The sequence below is a fragment of the Cupriavidus sp. KK10 genome (assembly GCF_018223725.1).
GTDB lineage: Bacteria > Pseudomonadota > Gammaproteobacteria > Burkholderiales > Burkholderiaceae > Cupriavidus > Cupriavidus necator.
The window spans coordinates 3,751,849-3,768,711 of the sequence record NZ_CP073677.1 but is presented as its reverse complement, the minus strand read 5'-3'; the positions used below and the strand labels follow the sequence as shown (position 1 = coordinate 3,768,711).

The window sequence follows — 16,863 nt, the reverse complement described above, 5'->3', positions numbered from 1 at the left end:
CCGGAGAATCACCATGGCCCTTGACCAAGAATCCTTTGCCCTGCTGCGCGCCTCGGTGCAGCGCTTCATCGACGAACGCCTGAAGCCCGCCGAAGACACGCTGGAGGAAACCGACGACGTGCCCGCCGAGATCGTCGCGGACATGAAGGAGATGGGCCTGTTCGGCATCTCCATCCCCGAGAACTACGGCGGCATCGGCCTGTCGATGTCGCAGGAATGCGATGTGGTCTATGACCTGGGCCATACCGCCTTTGCCTTCCGCTCGGTGTTCGGCACCAACGTCGGCATCGGCTCGCAGGGCATCCTGATGGATGGCACCGAGGAACAGAAGCAGCAGTACCTGCCGCGCATCGCCAGCGGCGAGCTGATCATCTCGTTCGCGCTGACCGAGCCGAACGCCGGCTCCGATGCGGCTTCGCTGCAGACCAAGGCCGAGCTCGACGGCGACCACTACGTCATCAACGGCACCAAGCGCTTCATCACCAACGCGCCGCGCGCCGGCGCCTTCACGCTGATGGCGCGCACCGGCGGTGCGGGCGCTTCGGGCATCTCGTCCTTCATCGTGCCGGCCGACACCCCGGGCATCTCGCTGGGCAAGCCGGACAAGAAGATGGGCCAGCGCGGCACCAAGACCTGCGACGTGGTGCTTGAGAACGCGCGCGTGCCGGCCGCCAACATCATCGGCGGCGTGCCGGGCGTCGGCTTCAAGACCGCGATGAAGGTGCTCGACCGCGGCCGCCTGCATCTCTCGGCGCTGGCCTGCGGCATGGCGCATCGCCTGATCACCGACGCGGTGGCGTATGCCAAGGAGCGCAAGCAGTTCGGCAAGCCCATCGGCGACTTCCAGCTGATCCAGGGCATGCTGGCTGACAGCCAGGCCGAGCTGTACGCCGGCCTGTCGATGGTGCGCGACTGCGCCCAGCGCTACGATGCCAAGCCCGCCGGCAAGAGCGATCCGGAAGTCAGCATGCTGGCCTCGTGCACCAAGATGTTCTGTACCGAGATGGTGGGCCGCGTAGCCGACCGCGCGGTGCAGATCCATGGCGGCGCCGGTTATATCGCCGAGTACAAGGCCGAGCGCTTCTACCGCGACGTGCGCCTGCTGCGCCTGTATGAAGGCACCACGCAGATCCAGCAGTTGATCATCGCCAAGCAACTGCTGCGCGACTGACCCAGTAAACGCCCCGCGCGGCAGGAGTCGACGTGAACACGATGCAGTTACGCGGGCCGGACAGCCCGCTGCAGGCAGGGCATGATGGCGACGCGCCGCACCGGCTGCGCGCCGTGGTGGCAACTTATCGTCCCACGCTGCAGGCCTATACGCTGGCGGTGTCGCCGGCCGAGTTGATGGCACTCAGCGCGCTGCCGGCAGAGATGGCGGGCGGCGTGGGCGGCACCTGCGATCCACGCGCGCACGCGCACCTGGCGCGCCTGCGTGGCGAGGTCCAGGCCAGCGGCATTGCGTTGCCGGGTGCCATCGTGGTCGCGGTCAACGGCGGCAGCCTGCAATGCGAGTTTGACCACCTCTACACGCTGTCGCTGCATCCGCGCCGTGGTGACCGGCTGATCGTGCTGGACGGCTATGAGCGGCTGCTGGCGCTTGCGCATGGCGAACGGCGGCAATGCAAGACGCTGGTGTCGGCGGTGCTGTGGCGCGCGGCGCTGGATACTGCCGCGGCGGTGCCAGCGGCGGAGGCCGCCAACGAAGTGATCGACGCAGCCTTGGCGCAGTCGTCGTGCGCGGCGCGCTGGGCCAACGCCACGCGGGTGTGGCATTGACCGGGGCACCGGGCACGAAGAACGGGCTCAGCGCAATGTGACGGAAGCCGCCTGCATGGCGGCTTTTTTCTCTTCTAATGGTCTGACGTGCGCGCAAGCCGCTTATTGCGGCCACACGCCATCGACATCGCGCAGCAGGTGGCCGGCGAGGATATAGTCCCCGAGCCGCGTGGCCTTGGCCTCGAGGTCGAGCAGTTCATGGTCCGCCAGCGTGCCCAGATCGAACTGGCAATAGAGATTGCGTTGACGGAACGTGGCCTTGGGTTTGGCCAGCCCTTCGATCAGGGCTTCGCGGGAACGGACGGCGATGCTTTCTTGTCCGCGATACTGCACCTTGATACCGCGCTTTTCTCCGAGCCTGCCGAGTTCGACGGCATCCTGCCATCCTGTCTCGTAGTCCAGCTCAAGCGCCAGCACGCCTTCCGAGGCCAGAAGCCTGAGCGCTTCTGCCTTGCTGCCAGCTCGCACGATTGACATCCACACCTCTTATATCGACTTATACTGTACGAATATACAGTCAACCCGGGGTCGCGGCAAGGGGCTTGCACCGGACGCCTGCCGACCGCTCCCTGCCTTGCCGCCGCGATGTTGCGCAGGCCGCGCCTGCGGCCTTTCGCCAGTGCAGCCGAATATTGTTTCCCGCGTATGTCAGGGCTGCGCCTGCGGTGCCGCGCCGGCCGCTTCGTTGCCTGTGCTCCCGGGCGCGCCGGCGCCACTTCCGCTGCCGGTCGTGCCCGCCTGCGCCGGTGCGCCGCTGAAGTCGCCGGCATAGACGCGCGACAGCGTGCCTGGCTGCATGTAGCGCCGAATGGCCGCGTTGACGGCTTCCGGCGTGGCGTTGCGCAGGCGCTCTTCGAGTTCGGCGGTGAAGGCCATGGTGCGGCCCAGGTAGAGCTGGTTGGCCAGCGCGCCGGCCAGCGCGGCATCGTTGCTGCGGCTGACCATGCCCTGCTGCAGCAGGCCGCTGACGGCCTCGGCCAGTTCCTGCGCGGTGATGCCGTCGCGCACGAAGCGCTCCAGCTCCTCGGCCATGGCGCGTTGCAGGCGCGCCAGGTTCTGCGGTGCGTATTGCGCCTGCAGGCCGAAGCGTCCCGCGCGGTCGAGCGCGCCCACCTGCACCCAGCTGCTCGCGCCATAGCTCAGGCCTTCCCGCTGGCGCAGCCGGTCAGCCAGGCGGCCGCGCAGGCTGGCGCCGCCGAGCACGCGGTTGGCAATCATCATCAGCGCATAGTCCGGCGCGTCGTTGGTCAGGTCGATCGGCGCGGCGGCCAGGTAGATGGCATTGGCCTTGCCCGGAGCGGGCAGCGTGAACTCCGCCGGCGGGATCGGCACATAGGGGCGCTCGACGCGCGCGTAGGGCTGTGGCGCGCTCCAGTCGCCGAACAACTGCGCTGCCTGCGCGGCCGCGGCCGGGGCATCGAAGTCGCCCACCAGGCTCAGCTGCGCGTGGCCCGCGCCGTAGAAGCGCGCGTGGAAATCACGCACCTGCGCCAGCGTGACGGCCTGCAGGTCGTCGATGTTCTCGGCAAAGGTGCGCGCATGGCGCGGGTCGCCCGCGGGGTAGGGGTCGCCATGGCGGCCCAGCGCATTGGACGCCATCACGCCGGGCTCGCGCTGGATGCTTTCGATTTCCGCGATGCTGGTCTTGCGCAGCGTTTCTAACTCCGCCTCGGGGAAGGTCGGTGCGCGCAGCAGGTCGCGCAGCAGGGCCAGCAGTTCCGGCAGGTGCGCGCGGCGCGTATCGAAGCTGACGGTCACGCGCTCAGAGCCGCCAGAGATGCCGACGCGCGCGCGCAGCGCCTCGATGCGGTCGGCGATCTGCTGGCGGTCCATGCCAGCCGCGCCGCGCCGGAGCATGGAGGCGGTCAGCGCGCCCACCGTGGTCAGCCCCTGCAGGCTCTGCACGTCGCCCATGCGCAGCACCAGCGTGCCGTGCACCACTTCACCGCGCGCGGGCTTGGGCAGCAGCGCCAGCTGCATGCCGTTGGCCAGCGTCTGGCGCGTGGTGTGGTCCTCGATATTGGCGGGGCTGGGATCGAACGCCGCCACCGCGGCCATTGCCTGCCTGCCCTGGTAGCCGCTGACCATGGCGGTGACATCGGGCGCCGGCGGCACCTGCGTGCACGACGGCTGCTCGACGGGAAGGAACACGCCCACGGTGCGGTTCGATGCCTGCAGGTAGTTCAGCGCCACGCGCTGCACGTCGGCAAGCGTGGTGGTCTCGATGCGATCGCGCGCCAGGAAGAACAGGCGCCAGTCGCCCTTGGCGATGGCCTCGGACAGCGCAATGCCGAGCGCGCCGGGATCGGTCATGTAGTGTTCGTACGCGTTGCGCATGCGCACGCGCGCACGTTCCAACTCGGCCTCGGTCACGGGCGCCTCGGCAAAGCCCTCGACCTGCGTGATCAGCCCGGCGCGCGCGGCCGCGAGCGGCTGGTCTTTGGACGTCTCGACCATGAGCAGCAGCGCGCCCGGGTCCTTCATCGCATAGAGCGCGGTGCCGACCGACACGGCCTGGCCACGCTCGACCAGCGCCTTGTACAGCCGCCCGCCCGGCGTGTCGCCGAGGATGATGGTCAGCAGCGAGAGTGCCGTGCTGTCCGGATGCGCGCCCGGGCTGACGTGGTACTGCGCGGCGACCAGGCTGTTGTCGCCGGGGCGCATCACTACCAGCTCGCGCGCGCCTTCCTGTGCGGGCTCGACGGTATGCTCGGGCGGCAGCACGCGCGTCGGGCGCGGGATCGGCCCGAAGTAGCGCTCGATGCGTGCCAGCGTGGCGGCGGGATCGAACTTGCCGGCCACCACCAGCACCGCGTTGTCGGGCTGGTAGTAGCGGCGATAGAAGGCACGCAGGTTGTCGATGCTGACCTGCTCCACGTCGCTGCGCGCGCCGATCGGGGCCTTGCCGTAGTTGTGCCAGCGGTAGGCGGCGGCCATGGTCTGCTGCATCAGCATGCGCCCGGGGCTGTTTTCGCCCATTTCCATCTCGTTGCGCACCACCGTCATCTCGCTGTCCAGGTCGGCGCGCGAGATCACGCTGTTGACCATGCGGTCGGCTTCCATGCGCAGCGCCCAGTCGAGGTTGTCGTCGTTGGCGCTGAAGGTGCCGAAGAAGTTGGTACGGTCCTGCGCGGTGGTGCCGTTCACGCTCATGCCGCGCCGCGCGAACTCGGTCGGGATGGTCTTGTCCGGCAGCGCTGGCGTGCCCTTGAACAGCAGGTGCTCGAGCAGGTGGGCCATGCCGGTCTCACCATAGTTCTCATGGCGGCTGCCGACCAGGTAGGTGATGTTGACGGTGGTGGTGGCCTTGGCCGCGTCCGGTGCCAGTACGATGCGCAAGCCGTTGGGCAGGCGGTATTCGGTGATGCCTTCGACCGACGCCACCTGCGTGGCCCTGGCAGGCGTCGCCGCGGGGGCGGTCTGCACTGGCTGCGCCAACGCCGGCGCGCAGGCAAGCGAAGCAAGCAAGGACAGGTGCAGGGCAGTGCGGCGCATGGCGTCTCCGGGCGGGCGGTGGCAGTGAGTTGGTGGGTGAGGCACGAAGCGCATTCTAGCCGCCGCCCCTGCCAGGAACTGTGCCGCAGCCCACGCCTGCGCGCCAGAGGGAAATGTCCGAATCCAGCGGGTAAGTCGTTGCAGGTAGCGGTAGCATGCCGTCATGCACCTCGATCCCGATACCTGCTACAAGGCCGTGGCCTCGCACGACCGCCGCTTCGACGGACGCTTCTTCGTGGGCGTGTCGTCGACGGGCGTGTACTGCCGGCCGGTGTGCGCAGTACGCACGCCCAAGCGCGAAAACTGCACGTTCTATGAGAGCGCCGCGGCGGCGGAGAAGCATGGCTTCCGCCCCTGCTTGCGCTGCCGTCCGGAGCTGGCGCCCGGGCATGGGCTGGCCGATATTTCAGGCCGGCTGGCGCAGGCCGCGGCCACGCTGATCGACGAGGGCTTCATGGCGGAAGGCAGCGTGGCCGCACTGGCAGCGCGCATCGGCGTGACCGAGCGCCACCTGCGGCGCCTGTTCGATGCACAGTTCGGCGTGTCGGTGCTGGAGTACGCGCAGACGCAGCGGCTGCTGCTGGCCAAGCGCTTGCTGGCCGACACCGCGCTGCCGGTGACCGAAGTGGCGCTGGCGGCGGGTTTCGGCAGCGTGCGCCGCTTCAACGATGTGCTGAAGACCCGCTACGGCCTGACGCCGCTGGCGCTGCGGCGCCGCGCCGCCGACGGCGTGGCCGACCGGCTGGTGTTCGACCTGGGCTACCGTCCGCCGTTTGCCTGGGACGCATGGCTGCGCTTCCTGGCTACGCGCGCGGTGGACGGCATCGAGGCCATCGGGGACGGCACCTATATGCGCACGCTGCTGGTGGATGCCGGCGGCAGCACGCACACCGGCTGGGTACGCATCGAACACGTGCCGCGCCGGCTGGTGCTGCGCGTCACGTTGTCGGCCTCGCTGGCGCGCGTGATTCCGCAGGCGCTGGGCAAGGTGCGCCGCCTGTGCGACCTGGGCTGCCGCCCGGACGTGGTGGACCGGCACCTGGGCGAGCTTGCCGAGGCAATGCCGGGCGTGCGCCTGCCGGGCAGCGTCGATGGTTTTGAGATCGCCGTGCGCGCGGTGGTGGGGCAGGTGATCTCGGTGGTGCAGGCGCGGCGCATCCTGGGCGCGCTGGCGCAGCATGCGGGGCAGGCGCTGGACGGCACGCCCCCCGACGGCCTGCGCTACACGTTCCCGACTGCCGCCGCCATTGCCACCCTGCCAGGGCAAGCCTTGCGCGATGCCGGGGTCTCAGCTGGCAAGGCGCGCACGCTGCTGGCGCTGGCGCAGCGCGTGGCCGACGGCACGCTGGCGCTCGATGCGCACGCGCCGCCTGAGCAGACCGTGGCGGCGCTGCGCGAGGTCGGCGGCATCGGCGACTGGACCGCGCAGTATGTCGCCATGCGCGCGCTGGGCTGGCCCGATGCCTTCCCGGGCACTGACTATGCGCTGCGCAAGGTGCTGGGCGTCAGTACCGTGCGTGCGATGCACGAGCGCACCGCGCAATGGGCGCCGTGGCGTGCCTACGCCGCCATCCACCTGTGGCATCGCTATGAAGCGATGAAGGACGCGGCCAGCGCCGCGGCCGAACCGGAGACGATCACATGACCAGCTATCGCCATATTGACAGCCCGCTCGGGACCATCCTGCTGCGCGTGCAAGGCGCACACCTGACCGGCCTCTTCTTCGCCGGGCAGAAATACCACCCCACGGGCATTGCCGACAGCCGCGACGTGCGGCCGGCCGATGCCGCCGTGCTCGACCGCGCCGCGTCGGAACTGGCCGATTATTTCGCCGGCCGCCGCGATACTTTCACCGTGCCGGTGCGCTTTGCCGGCAGCCCGTTCCAGCAGCGCGTGTGGGAGGCGCTGCTGGCCATCCCCTGCGGCGAGACCGCGTCGTACGGCGAACTGGCCCGCGCCCTGGGGCTGCCGCCCACGCATGCGCGCGCAGTCGGCGGCGCGGTGGGACGCAACCCGCTGTCGGTGATCGTGCCCTGCCATCGCGTGCTGGGCAGTGCCGGCGCACTGACCGGCTACGCCGGCGGCATCGAGCGCAAGCGCGCCTTGCTGCAACGCGAAGGCATCGGCACCACGCCAGGCTGATCGCGCTGGCTGCGCTGCCATGCCGCGCCTGTTCATTGCCGTGGAAGTCCCGCCCGCGCAGGCGGCATGGCTGTTGTCGACCCTGCCGCCCGCGCACGGCGTGCGGCCGGCAGCGCCAGAGCAGGTCCACCTGACCCTGCACTTCCTGGGTGAGTGCAACGTGCCTGGCGCAGCGCTGGAGGCCGCGCTCGACAGCATCCGCGCGCCCGCCTTCCTGCTTCAGGTGGCCGGCACCGGGCGCTTTCGCAGCGGCCAGGGTTCGGTGCTGTGGGCAGGCCTGGCGCCAGGTCCCGGCCTGGACGCGCTGCGCGCCCTGCACGCGGATGTCGGGCAGGCGCTGGCCGAGGCCGCGGGCATTACCCCGGAGCGGCGGCGCTTCCATCCGCACCTGACGCTGGCGCGCTGCAAGCCGTCCGTGCCGGAAAGCGTGCTGCGCGCCTGGCTCGATACGCACCGCACGCTGGCAAGCGAGTCCTGGCACGTGCGGCGGCTGGTGCTGTTCGAAAGCCGGCTCGGCCCGCAAGGCCCCCAGCATCTCGTGCGCCAGGCCTGGCCACTGACGCAGGCTGGCCCTACGCCAGGTTGCTGAGCCCCAGCGCCACGCCCAGCCCGCACAAGGCCGAGCCGATGGCGCGGTCCAGCAGGCGCTGGCGCCGCAGCATCGCCGCGCGCAGCGCGGGCGCGGTGAACACGCACGCCACCAGGCTGAACCACGCCAGGTGCGCCATCGACATGAACCCGCCATAAGCCCATTGCACCGGCACCGGCGTGCGCGCATCGACCACCTGGGTGTAAGTGCTGACCACGAACAGCGTGGTCTTCGGGTTCAGCGCATTGGTCAGGAAGCCCATGCGCAGCGCCGCCCACGGCCGCAGCGTGCGCGCACCTTGCAGGTCTACTGCCAGCGCCTCGCGGTTGCGCAGCGTCTGGATACCGATCCACACCAGGTAGGCCGTGCCCAGCATCTTCACCACCGTCAGCACGCTGTGCGCATGGGTCATCAGCAGCGCCACCCCGAACATCGTATAGAGCACATGCACCTGTACCCCCAGCGCGATCCCGAACGCGCTGAGCAGGCCGGCGCGGCGACCGTACAGGTAGCTGTTGCGGGTCACCATGGCGAAGTCCGGGCCCGGACTGACAACGGCCAGCACGGTCACGGCGGCGACCGCCAGGGATTCGGCGATTGGAGGCATTTTCTGTCAGATTACGTTGCAGTTATCCGGAGATCGCCACATCGGGAGATCCGGGCGTACCCAATTCTGCGGGCCGGAAAGGACCGCCACAACCGATATATACTCGCGCAATTACGTGAGAAAAACTGACTGATGCACTGGCTGGGCTGGATCCGATTCTTCGAGGCCGCGGCGCGCCACGAAAGCTTTGTCCGGGCGGCGGAGGAACTGCACCTGACCCATGGCGCGGTCAGCCGGCAGATCCGCCAGCTCGAGGACACGCTGGGCGTGGCGCTGTTCGAGCGGCGCAACCGCGGGGTTTTCCTGACCGAGGCGGGGCGCACGCTGTTTGCGGCGTCCACGCAATCGATGGAGGTGCTGGCCGGCGCCGCCGCGCGCATCCGCACACAGCCGCCGGGGCGGGCGCTGGTGCTGTCATGCGAGCCGACCATCGCCATGCGCTGGCTGATCCCGCGGCTGCCGCGCTTTGCCGCGCGCCATCCCGATATCCCGCTGCACCTGATGGCCGCGGGCGGGCCGATCGACTTCACCCGCAGCGGCGCCGACCTGGCACTGCGGCGCAATGACTTTGCCTTCGATGCGCGCTGGCACGCGCGCGAGGTGGCGCAGGAACGGGTAGGGCCGGTGTGTCGGCCGCAGCTTGCGCAGGGGGCGGCCACGGTCCCGGCGCGCCTGCATACGCGCACGCGGCCCGAGGCATGGCAGCGCTGGCAGGCGGTGCGCGGCGATGCCGCCGCCGTCGTGCAGTGCGAAGGCGACGCCTGGTACGAGCATTTCTACCTCAGCCTGCAGGCCGCCGCCGCGGGGCTGGGCTGGGCCATGGCCTCGCAGCTGATGGCCGCTGACGAGATCGCCGATGGCCGGCTGGCCGCGCCATTCGACTTTGTGGCCGACGGATCGGCCTATCATCTGCTGTCGCCCGCACCGTTTGAACACGACACGCGCCGGCTGGTGCTGCTGGCTTGGTTGCGCGAAGAGGCGCAGGCAACGCTTGCTGCGCCGCCGCCATCGCCGTTGGACGCCTGAAAGCGGCGTGCGCGCTACCCCCCGGAAGTCTGTGCTTAAGTTCTGCCACAGATCTGCCGAAGTGAGACCATGAGTCTTGCCGGGCAATGGGGCAGGCGCTTAACATGCGCGCGGCCGGCAGGCCCAAGCCCCCGTACCCGGCGATCCCAGCCACTTCAGACGTTGCGTGAATCCATGAATCAGCACGATGCCTCCGGGCCAGCCGATAACGGCGCCGAATCCGACATTGAGCCGGCGGATGAGCGTTATCGCCTGACGCACAACTCGCAGATCGGCACCGTGCTGCGCGACCTGTCCTGGCAGAAGTGCATGCTGAGCGTGCGCACCCGCACCGGGCACCAGTTCGTCACGTCGGTCCTGCACGTCGACCCGGTCGACCGCACCTTCGTGTTTGACTGGTGCAATACAGAGCCCGAACGGATGTCGCTGCTGACCTCGGAGGAGAACGCCTTCTCGGGGCTGTTGCGCGGCGTGCCGGTCAACTTCGTGGTGGGCCAGCCGGGCGCCACGCGCTATGAGGAAGGCCCGGCCTTCGTTGTCGAATTCCCGGAGAAGCTCTACCACTTCCAGCGCCGCCGTCATTTCCGCGCGCGCACGCTGGTGACCAGGGCCTACCGCTGCGAGATCCACATGTCAGACAAGACCGTGCTGGGGCTCGATATCGCCGACCTGTCGCTGTCGGGCGTGGGGCTGCGCTCGAAGACGGTCTCGGCAGAGCAGTTGCCGGTCGGCACCACGGTCGGCAAGTGCCGGCTGGACTTCCGCGAGCTGGGCAAGCTTGAGCTGGACCTGCAGGTGGTTGGCCACTGGCTGGTGGGCCATGACGACAGCGCCATCCACCATTTCGGCTGCGCCTTCATCCATCCGGACGGGCGCATAGAGAACTTCCTGCAGCGGCTGGTATTTGCGCTGGAACTGGCGCACCGGGGCTGATGCACCGTAGCGGATGCCGCGGCATATTGCCGGCCACGGCGTGACCGCGGCCATGCTCAGACCCGCGCGGCTGCGCGGGTGGTTAGCGGACTAGTAAGCGGCAATCAGGAGCCGATCAGCCGGCCGATTGCCGCCGCGGCTTCGCGTATCGGCGGCAGCAGCCGCGAGATCATCTCCGCTTCGGAGACACGCGCGGCGCGCACGCTCACGCTCAGCCCCGCCAGCACGATGCCGGAGGCCGAGCGCACCGGCACGGCCATCGCGCGCAGGCCCGGTTCCAGCTCTTCATCGACGATCACGTAGTCCACTTCGCGGGCGCGCTCGAAGCATGCTTCCAGCTCCTGGCGCGAGACCTTGGTCTGCAGCGTGCGCGGGCGCAGCTCGGCATGCTCGAAGAAGCCGTCCAGCACCGTGGCGGGCTGGTGCGCCAGCAGCAGCCGGCCGTTGGAGGTGCAGTAGGCCGGCAGGCGGCTGCCCATGCCCAGCGAATAGTTCAGCACCCGCTGCACTTCGGAGCGCACCAGGTACAGGATGTCGGTGCCGTCCAGGATCGCCAGCGTGCAGGTCTCGTGGATGCGTGCGCTCAGGTTGTCCAGGATCGGCTGCGCCAGGGACACCAGCGAGGTCGACGAGAAATAGGCGTGGCCCAGGTGCAGCACGCGCGGCCGCAGCGCAAACTGCCCATCCTGCTGGCTGACGTAGCCGAGCTGTTCCAGCGTATAGAGGCAGCGGCGCACCGAGGCGCGCGACAGCTGCGTGCGCTGCGCCACCTGCGAGATCGTCAGCGGGCGCTTGCGTTCCGAGAAGGCCTCCAGCACGGTCAGCCCGCGCGCCAGCGACAGCATGAAGTTGGGATCGCCGGCAAAACTGGCGAGCAGGTCGGCCTGGGGCCGGGCAACGCGGACGGTGTCGGCCTGTGCATGGCCAAGACCGAGGGGGCGGAGGACATCCATTGGGAGGTGTGTTGTCTGGGCTTGTTGTCCGATAATCGCGCAATCTTAAACCGGCTGGCCGCCAGGGGCCAGCCTTTGCTGCATTCGCGCATCGCCCGCACGGCACGAGGGCCGGATGCTGCGCTGCGTCAGCGCCCGCGCCGCTCCGCGATCTCGTAGAGCGCCATGCCTGCCAGCATGGCGCCGACAAAGCCCCAGGCCTTGGCATAGCCGGCACCGAGCGCTACCAGTGCGAACGCCGCGCTGCCCAGCACCAGCGATGCCTACCAGCAGCCCGGCCGCCAGCACCTCGGCCCAGCCGGCATCGATTTGCGCCGCGGGCATGGCATCGAACGCGCCCGCCAGCCACGGCGCCAGCAACAGCCCGATCACAAAGGCGGCGCGCCAGGCGCTGTCGCCGTGCGGCAGCTTCAGCAGGCCGCCGACAATGCCGCTGATGCCGGCAATCGGCCGAGACCCGGGATCATCAGCGCTGCCGCGAGGCCGATGACCAGCCCGCCGGCCAGCGACAGCCACGGCGTGAAATGGGTGAAATCAATCTGCATGGGAGGAGGCGCGCGAAGGGGCGCGGAGCGGCCGCAAGTGCAGACCGAGGCCCGGATTATGGGCGCCGCATGCCAAGCGGGCGCCCAAAAAAAATGTCGCCGCTGGGGAGCGGCGACCGGGGAAGGTCGTCATTCAAGAGGGGGTCTTGGTGACGTAAAAAGTATAGATATTTGAATTAAGACATTACATACAACTTTGGTAGGGTACGGCGGGTTCACATTTGGTGAGCGCTTATGCTGGCCGGCTCAGAAGGGTTTGCCCAGGAACAGGTAAAAGCTGTATGTGCCTGCGGCGGCGCGTCCATAGGCCAGGTAAAGCGGGCCCAGCGGACTATCCAGCGCCAGGAAGACCGAGCCGGATTTGAGCAGCCCGGTCGGGCTTCCCGGCACCAGCGGGTCGCCCATGCGGCCCGCCTCCAGCGAAAAGCCTGCGTACACGCCTTGCAGCAGGGTCTGGCGCGCAAGCTTGTTGTAGTACACCAGCCGCGCAAACTGCAGGTTGCCGCCCAGCAGCTGTCCCGTGGCATAACCGGATTGCTGCAGGAAGCCGCCCCACTGGAACAGGTCATAGCGCGGCAGCGGCTTGCCGCCAAGATTGCTGCCGACCTTGAAGGCCAGCGAGACCGTGTTGTCACCGAACGAGTGGGCATAGATGCCCTCCGCCTGCGCTTTGACATAAGCCTGGTCGGCACCCAGCCCCGGCTGCGAGGCGTAGATGTGCAGCCGGGCCGCATAGCCGAAGCGCGGGAAGTCGACGCTGTCGAGCTGGTCGAACAAGAGCCGCCCGGTGATGGCGCCGCGCCGGATATTGCCCGGGCCTGGCGACAGCGACTCGGGGCCGGTGCTCAGGGTGGCGTGTTCCGAGCCGGTCTGCACGCCCACGCGCAGCTCGCCGTACTTGGTGAACTGGCTGCCCGCGTCCAGCGCGATGTCAAAGCGGCGCAGGTCGTAGGTGGCGATGCGCGTGCTGCCCTGGAAGACATTGACCGGGCGCCGCTCCAGCTCGATGCGTGGCGCGATAAAGAAGTACTGGCGCGTATCCAGCGGTTGGTAGAACTCACTGATCAGCGACGAGGTCTGGCCCACCTGCGCATCGGTGCGCCATTCGGCGCCAAGCGCATTGAGCCAGGTGCGCCGGTAGCTGCCCACCAGGTTGAAATAGGCATCGCCGCGGAAATCCGAGCTCAGCCCGAGCCCGAAGCGCAGGTAGTCGGGACCGTAGGATTTCTCCACCGCATTGACCGCCAGCACGCGCTTGCCGGGCTCTTCCAGGATGCCGTAGTTGACGTGCTCGAAGTCGCCGGTGCCGAACAGGCGGCGCATGTCCTGGTCCAGCGTGGCCTGGTCGACCGGCTGCCCGGGCTTGGTTTCCATCACCGCGGTGGCGTAGTCCGGGTTGACGCGCTGCAGCGGCGCCAGCCGGATCTCGTCGACCGGGCGGGTGTCGGGCGGCTGTACCTCCTGTTGCCTGGCGCGCAGTTGCGCATATTGCGCCGGCGGCAGTGCCAGCGGCGCAAGGCGGTCGGCGACCTTGCGCGCGGCGGCCTCGCCGATGGGGATGGTTGCCGGAAGGTGGTCGAAGTCGGTCGCGGAGAAATCGCCCAGCGCCGGCTCGATCAGCACGTCGGTGGGCCGCAGCGAGGCCAGCGACGCACGCACGTTCTGCTCGGTCAGGATATTGAGCATCTGGCCGGTCACGCCGATGATCGAGGTCAGCTCCTCGCGCTTCATCAGCGGCGTGCCTAGGTTCACCGCGATCACGACATCGGCGCCCATCTTGCGCGCCACGTCCACCGGCAGGTTGTCGGTCAGGCCGCCGTCGACCAGCAGCCGGCCCTCATACTCGGCCGGCGCCACCGCGCCCGGCACCGACATGCTGGCGCGCATCACGTTGGCCAGCTCGCCCTGGCTGAACACTACTGGCGTGCCCGCCACCAGGTCCGTGGCCACGGCGCGGTAGGGAATCGGCAGATGGTCGAAGTCCCGGTAGCCGGGCGCGTTTGCCAGCTGGCGCAGCACGGTCTCCAGCTGCACGCCCGAGACCGCGCCCTTAGGCAGCAAGAGGCCGCTGGCCTGCACCCCGATCTCCGGCGTGAACAGGTTGGTGAAATCGTCCTGCTTGCGCCGGATGGTCAGGTCCTGGCGCGGCGGGCGTTCCTTGAAGATCTTGTCGGTGCTCAGGCCGCCGACCAGCCGCTCCATTTCGGCGGGCACCATGCCGGTGGCATAGGCACCCCCCACCAGTGAACCCATGCTGGTGCCTGCGATGCAGTCGACCGGGACGCGCATCGCCTCCAGCACCTTGAGCACGCCGATATGCGCCGCGCCGCGCGCGCCGCCGCCCGAGAGCACCAGGCAGATGCGGGGGCGCGCGCCCGCGGCCCGCTGCGGCGTGGCTGCCGCGGCCTGGTTCGCGGGCGGCTCAATCGCCGGCGCCGCCGGCATGGAGGCCGGCTCAGCGGCCAGGACCGCGCCCGCAGCCAGCGCCAGGGCCGCCGGTACGAGCAGTTCGCGCAAGCAATGGAATGGGGCTGCCTTCATGGCACCGTGGGGTTCGCAATCGGTTCGCTGACGGCCGCAGCGCGCGGCAGTGGCCCCGCCCGGCGGCCGCCGGGCGGGACATCCGGCTATCTTCGGGCAAAATGCCGCATGCAGGCCGCCCGCTCGCGGCCGTGCAAAAACAATTCATCACGCCGTTCGGAAGCGTGCAGATCGGCACGCGACCCCGCGGTGCCCTGCACTAGGATGGATACAGGCGAGGTGCTTGGGGGTTGCATGTACGGTTATTTCTTTTGCCAGACCGCCGCGGGACAGCTCACGCTCATTCCCCGCGAGAAGGACTGGATGCTGATGCTGGGCAATGGCGTGATGGGGAGGTTCCCGGATGCCCAGGCAGCGGTGGATGCCCTGCACGAAGGCACCCTGCGGGTGCAGGGGCAGCGCATCGATGCCAGCGCGCTGGGCGTGCCGGCACGCGCGCACGACTGGCTCTACCATGTACTGAGCCGCTGACGCGGCGCACCGGCGGACGCGCTGTCCCGCCAAAGGGGGAATCGCCATGACTGCCCTGGTCGAGTGGACCCGCGAGCATACCTGCCGGCTGTTTCCGATGTCGGCCGAATACCATCGCAGCGACGGCAACCAGGTGCAGGTCAGCTGGCAGGCCGAGCCGGCCGGCTCGCCCGGGCGCTGTCGCCTGAGCGCGGCCCTGCAGTTCGACCAGAGCGTGATCGACGCCGTCTACCTGGCCGACGCCGCCGAACTTGCCCGCATCGGCGCCAGGCTGGCCAGCGTGGTGTCGCGCCGGCTTGCCGAGGACGACATCGCCTGCCTGGCGGGCACGGCGCTGGTGATCCCGGTCGGCGAGGGGCTGCTCAGCCACTGAGGGGTCCGGCGGCAGGCCGGGGCTGGCGGGAATATACTGGCGGTTGATCCGCCATTGCGCCTGTTCGCGAACTGTCAGTGTCCCAAGCGTCCCCCGCCATGCCCCCCGACGACCCCCGCCCGGTGCCGCCAGAGCGGCCCGGCGACGACGAGTGCTGCGGCTCCGGCTGCGATCCCTGCATCTTCGACTACTACTACCAGGAGATGGACCGCTACCGCGAGGAGCTGCGCGCCTGGGAGGCGCGCCAGGCGGCGCGCCATGCCGAGGATCCGGCAAGTTGAGCGAGCCGCTGCAACCCCCGCACCCGACGTCCGCGCTGTTCGATTTCGTGCAGCGCCACCCGCGCCTGTTCGTGCTGACCGGCGCGGGCATCAGTACCGATTCCGGCATTCCCGGCTACCGTGACGCGCGCGGCCAGTGGCAGCGCTCGCAGCCCATCACGCTGCAGGCCTTCCTGGGCTCGCACGCGGGGCGCCAGCGCTACTGGGCGCGCAGCATGCTTGGCTGGCCGGTGGCGTGGCAGGCGCGACCCAATGCCGCGCACCATGCGCTGTCGCGCCTTGGCGCGCACGGCCGGCTCACGGCGCTGGTCACGCAGAATGTCGACGGCCTGCACCAGCGCGCCGGCAGCGAGGGTGTGATCGAACTGCATGGCAGCCTGGCCAGCGCCATCTGCCTGGACTGTGGCACGCGCCATGACCGCGCCGGCCTGCAGGACTGGCTGCTGGCACAGAACGCCGCGCTGCGCGACGTGATCGCCGAGCCCGCCGCCGATGGCGACGTGCATTTCGAATCGCCGCTGTTCGCGCAGTTCCGCGTGCCCGAGTGCGGGCGCTGCGGCGGCATCCTCAAGCCGGACGTGGTGTTCTTCGGTGAATCCGTGCCGCGTCCGCGGGTCGATGCCGCGCGTGCGGCACTGGAAGCAGCGGATGCCATGCTGGTGGTCGGTTCGTCGCTGATGGTCTATTCCGGCTACCGCTTCTGCGTCTGGGCCGGACAGATGGGCAAGCCCGTGGCCGCGCTCAACCTGGGCACCACGCGCGCGGACGCGATGTTCGTGCTGAAGGTGGAAGCCGGATGCGCGCCGACACTGCAGGCGCTGGTGTCCCGGCTGGAGCAGGGCACGACAAAACCTCGTTGACGCGATGGCCGCACAGGCATAGCATCGCCAGATTGCTTCTTCAAAGTCTTCGATTCCCACCATGACCGCAGACCGCCAACGCCCCATCAACGCCGCGCCCCCGGGCCGCGCGTTGCCATGCGTGCGTCGCCAGCCTGCGTTCACATCTGTCGCGCCGCCGCCGTTCATCGGCGGTGCGCACCCGCCGCCGCCGCCGCGCGGCTGACGGGTACGCCCCCCAGCCTCATTCGTCTCCGGTAGTCCCGTATCCGTGTGCCTGCGCGCACGG

18 protein-coding genes are annotated in these 16,863 nt (G+C 69.2%); 11 read left to right on the top strand and 7 right to left on the bottom strand.

All coding sequences use genetic code 11. The features are described 5' to 3' along the window. Positions 1 to 13 precede the first annotated feature (13 nt). Both KB879_RS17670 and KB879_RS17665 read left to right on the top strand, forming a co-directional pair. Positions 14 to 1,171: an acyl-CoA dehydrogenase family protein gene (locus tag KB879_RS17670; protein ID WP_013954077.1), complete on the top strand. Its 1,158-nt coding sequence runs from the start codon at positions 14 to 16 to the stop codon at positions 1,169 to 1,171. 32 nt (positions 1,172 to 1,203) lie between these two features. Next, on the top strand, positions 1,204 to 1,779 hold the full coding sequence (locus KB879_RS17665; protein WP_041228757.1) for a hypothetical protein: 576 nt from the start codon (positions 1,204 to 1,206) through the stop codon (positions 1,777 to 1,779). Between the two features lie 102 nt (positions 1,780 to 1,881). Here the strand turns inward: KB879_RS17665 and KB879_RS17660 are convergent, their stop codons facing one another. Further along, positions 1,882 to 2,256 carry a hypothetical protein gene (locus KB879_RS17660; protein WP_010811174.1) on the bottom strand — a complete coding sequence of 125 codons (375 nt, stop codon included), beginning with the start codon at positions 2,254 to 2,256 and terminating at the stop codon, positions 1,882 to 1,884. A 171-nt stretch (positions 2,257 to 2,427) separates the two neighbouring features. Further along, on the bottom strand, positions 2,428 to 5,274 hold the full coding sequence (locus KB879_RS17655; RefSeq protein WP_211979507.1) for a pitrilysin family protein: 2,847 nt from the start codon (positions 5,272 to 5,274) through the stop codon (positions 2,428 to 2,430). A 163-nt stretch (positions 5,275 to 5,437) separates the two neighbouring features. Between KB879_RS17655 and KB879_RS17650 the strand changes: the two genes are divergently transcribed. From KB879_RS17650 to thpR, 3 genes are read left to right on the top strand one after another with little or no spacing between them, the layout of a single operon-like run. Then, on the top strand, positions 5,438 to 6,919 hold the full coding sequence (locus KB879_RS17650) for an AlkA N-terminal domain-containing protein (protein WP_013954075.1): 1,482 nt from the start codon (positions 5,438 to 5,440) through the stop codon (positions 6,917 to 6,919). Next, a complete protein-coding gene (locus KB879_RS17645; protein WP_013954073.1) occupies positions 6,916 to 7,416 on the top strand; it encodes a methylated-DNA--[protein]-cysteine S-methyltransferase in 501 nt (166 codons plus the stop codon). The genes KB879_RS17650 and KB879_RS17645 overlap by 4 nt, the downstream gene beginning before the upstream one ends. Before the next feature lie 19 nt (positions 7,417 to 7,435). Next, positions 7,436 to 8,005, top strand: coding sequence for an RNA 2',3'-cyclic phosphodiesterase (gene thpR / locus KB879_RS17640; RefSeq protein WP_013954072.1), 570 nt, complete (start codon positions 7,436 to 7,438; stop codon positions 8,003 to 8,005). Here thpR and KB879_RS17635 read toward each other — a convergent pair. Further along, the gene (locus tag KB879_RS17635; protein ID WP_153954293.1) at positions 7,989 to 8,612 is read right to left on the bottom strand and encodes a LysE family transporter; all 624 of its coding nucleotides are present in this window, start codon (positions 8,610 to 8,612) and stop codon (positions 7,989 to 7,991) included. The genes thpR and KB879_RS17635 overlap by 17 nt on opposite strands. Positions 8,613 to 8,744: 132 nt before the next feature. On the opposite strand from KB879_RS17635, the gene KB879_RS17630 reads away from it, so the two are divergent. Then, on the top strand, positions 8,745 to 9,638 hold the full coding sequence (locus KB879_RS17630; protein WP_153954292.1) for a LysR substrate-binding domain-containing protein: 894 nt from the start codon (positions 8,745 to 8,747) through the stop codon (positions 9,636 to 9,638). A gap of 174 nt (positions 9,639 to 9,812) precedes the next feature. Then, positions 9,813 to 10,571 carry a flagellar brake protein gene (locus KB879_RS17625; protein ID WP_211979506.1) on the top strand — a complete coding sequence of 253 codons (759 nt, stop codon included), beginning with the start codon at positions 9,813 to 9,815 and terminating at the stop codon, positions 10,569 to 10,571. A gap of 104 nt (positions 10,572 to 10,675) precedes the next feature. Here KB879_RS17625 and KB879_RS17620 read toward each other — a convergent pair whose 3' ends face one another. From KB879_RS17620 to KB879_RS17610, 4 genes are all read right to left on the bottom strand, one after another. After that, positions 10,676 to 11,524: an IclR family transcriptional regulator C-terminal domain-containing protein gene (locus KB879_RS17620; protein WP_013954068.1), complete on the bottom strand. Its 849-nt coding sequence runs from the start codon at positions 11,522 to 11,524 to the stop codon at positions 10,676 to 10,678. Between the two features lie 128 nt (positions 11,525 to 11,652). Next, positions 11,653 to 11,778 carry a hypothetical protein gene (locus KB879_RS40210; RefSeq protein ID WP_013954067.1) on the bottom strand — a complete coding sequence of 42 codons (126 nt, stop codon included), beginning with the start codon at positions 11,776 to 11,778 and terminating at the stop codon, positions 11,653 to 11,655. Between the two features lie 156 nt (positions 11,779 to 11,934). Then, on the bottom strand, positions 11,935 to 12,069 hold the full coding sequence (locus KB879_RS40205; protein ID WP_256449231.1) for a hypothetical protein: 135 nt from the start codon (positions 12,067 to 12,069) through the stop codon (positions 11,935 to 11,937). Positions 12,070 to 12,315: 246 nt separating this feature from the next. Beyond that, the gene (locus tag KB879_RS17610; RefSeq protein ID WP_211979505.1) at positions 12,316 to 14,610 is read right to left on the bottom strand and encodes a patatin-like phospholipase family protein; all 2,295 of its coding nucleotides are present in this window, start codon (positions 14,608 to 14,610) and stop codon (positions 12,316 to 12,318) included. A 234-nt stretch (positions 14,611 to 14,844) separates the two neighbouring features. Here KB879_RS17610 and KB879_RS17605 point away from each other — a divergent pair, with 234 nt between their 5' ends. From KB879_RS17605 to KB879_RS17590, 4 genes are all read left to right on the top strand, one after another. Next, a complete protein-coding gene (locus KB879_RS17605) occupies positions 14,845 to 15,081 on the top strand; it encodes a hypothetical protein (RefSeq protein WP_013954064.1) in 237 nt (78 codons plus the stop codon). Positions 15,082 to 15,127: 46 nt separating this feature from the next. After that, positions 15,128 to 15,454: a hypothetical protein gene (locus KB879_RS17600; RefSeq protein WP_013954063.1), complete on the top strand. Its 327-nt coding sequence runs from the start codon at positions 15,128 to 15,130 to the stop codon at positions 15,452 to 15,454. Between the two features lie 98 nt (positions 15,455 to 15,552). After that, positions 15,553 to 15,735: an oxidoreductase-like domain-containing protein gene (locus KB879_RS17595; protein WP_153954290.1), complete on the top strand. Its 183-nt coding sequence runs from the start codon at positions 15,553 to 15,555 to the stop codon at positions 15,733 to 15,735. After that, positions 15,732 to 16,595, top strand: a complete 864-nt coding sequence (locus KB879_RS17590; RefSeq protein ID WP_211979504.1) for an NAD-dependent protein deacetylase — start codon at positions 15,732 to 15,734, stop codon at positions 16,593 to 16,595. The genes KB879_RS17595 and KB879_RS17590 overlap by 4 nt, the downstream gene beginning before the upstream one ends. Positions 16,596 to 16,863: the final 268 nt, after the last annotated feature.

What these genes read in the sequence shown, in the direction of transcription:
- KB879_RS17655 (WP_211979507.1), bottom strand. Translation starts at nt 5,274, where the DNA reads ATGCGCCGCACTGCCCTGCACCTGTCCTTGCTTGCTTCGCTTGCCTGC.
- KB879_RS17660 (WP_010811174.1), bottom strand. Translation starts at nt 2,256, where the DNA reads ATGTCAATCGTGCGAGCTGGCAGCAAGGCAGAAGCGCTCAGGCTTCTG.
- KB879_RS17625 (WP_211979506.1), top strand. Translation starts at nt 9,813, where the DNA reads ATGAATCAGCACGATGCCTCCGGGCCAGCCGATAACGGCGCCGAATCC.
- KB879_RS17620 (WP_013954068.1), bottom strand. Translation starts at nt 11,524, where the DNA reads ATGGATGTCCTCCGCCCCCTCGGTCTTGGCCATGCACAGGCCGACACC.
- KB879_RS17635 (WP_153954293.1), bottom strand. Translation starts at nt 8,612, where the DNA reads ATGCCTCCAATCGCCGAATCCCTGGCGGTCGCCGCCGTGACCGTGCTG.
- KB879_RS17670 (WP_013954077.1), top strand. Translation starts at nt 14, where the DNA reads ATGGCCCTTGACCAAGAATCCTTTGCCCTGCTGCGCGCCTCGGTGCAG.
- thpR (WP_013954072.1), top strand. Translation starts at nt 7,436, where the DNA reads ATGCCGCGCCTGTTCATTGCCGTGGAAGTCCCGCCCGCGCAGGCGGCA.
- KB879_RS17610 (WP_211979505.1), bottom strand. Translation starts at nt 14,610, where the DNA reads ATGAAGGCAGCCCCATTCCATTGCTTGCGCGAACTGCTCGTACCGGCG.
- KB879_RS17605 (WP_013954064.1), top strand. Translation starts at nt 14,845, where the DNA reads ATGTACGGTTATTTCTTTTGCCAGACCGCCGCGGGACAGCTCACGCTC.
- KB879_RS40205 (WP_256449231.1), bottom strand. Translation starts at nt 12,069, where the DNA reads ATGCAGATTGATTTCACCCATTTCACGCCGTGGCTGTCGCTGGCCGGC.
- KB879_RS17650 (WP_013954075.1), top strand. Translation starts at nt 5,438, where the DNA reads ATGCACCTCGATCCCGATACCTGCTACAAGGCCGTGGCCTCGCACGAC.
- KB879_RS17645 (WP_013954073.1), top strand. Translation starts at nt 6,916, where the DNA reads ATGACCAGCTATCGCCATATTGACAGCCCGCTCGGGACCATCCTGCTG.
- KB879_RS17630 (WP_153954292.1), top strand. Translation starts at nt 8,745, where the DNA reads ATGCACTGGCTGGGCTGGATCCGATTCTTCGAGGCCGCGGCGCGCCAC.
- KB879_RS17600 (WP_013954063.1), top strand. Translation starts at nt 15,128, where the DNA reads ATGACTGCCCTGGTCGAGTGGACCCGCGAGCATACCTGCCGGCTGTTT.
- KB879_RS17595 (WP_153954290.1), top strand. Translation starts at nt 15,553, where the DNA reads ATGCCCCCCGACGACCCCCGCCCGGTGCCGCCAGAGCGGCCCGGCGAC.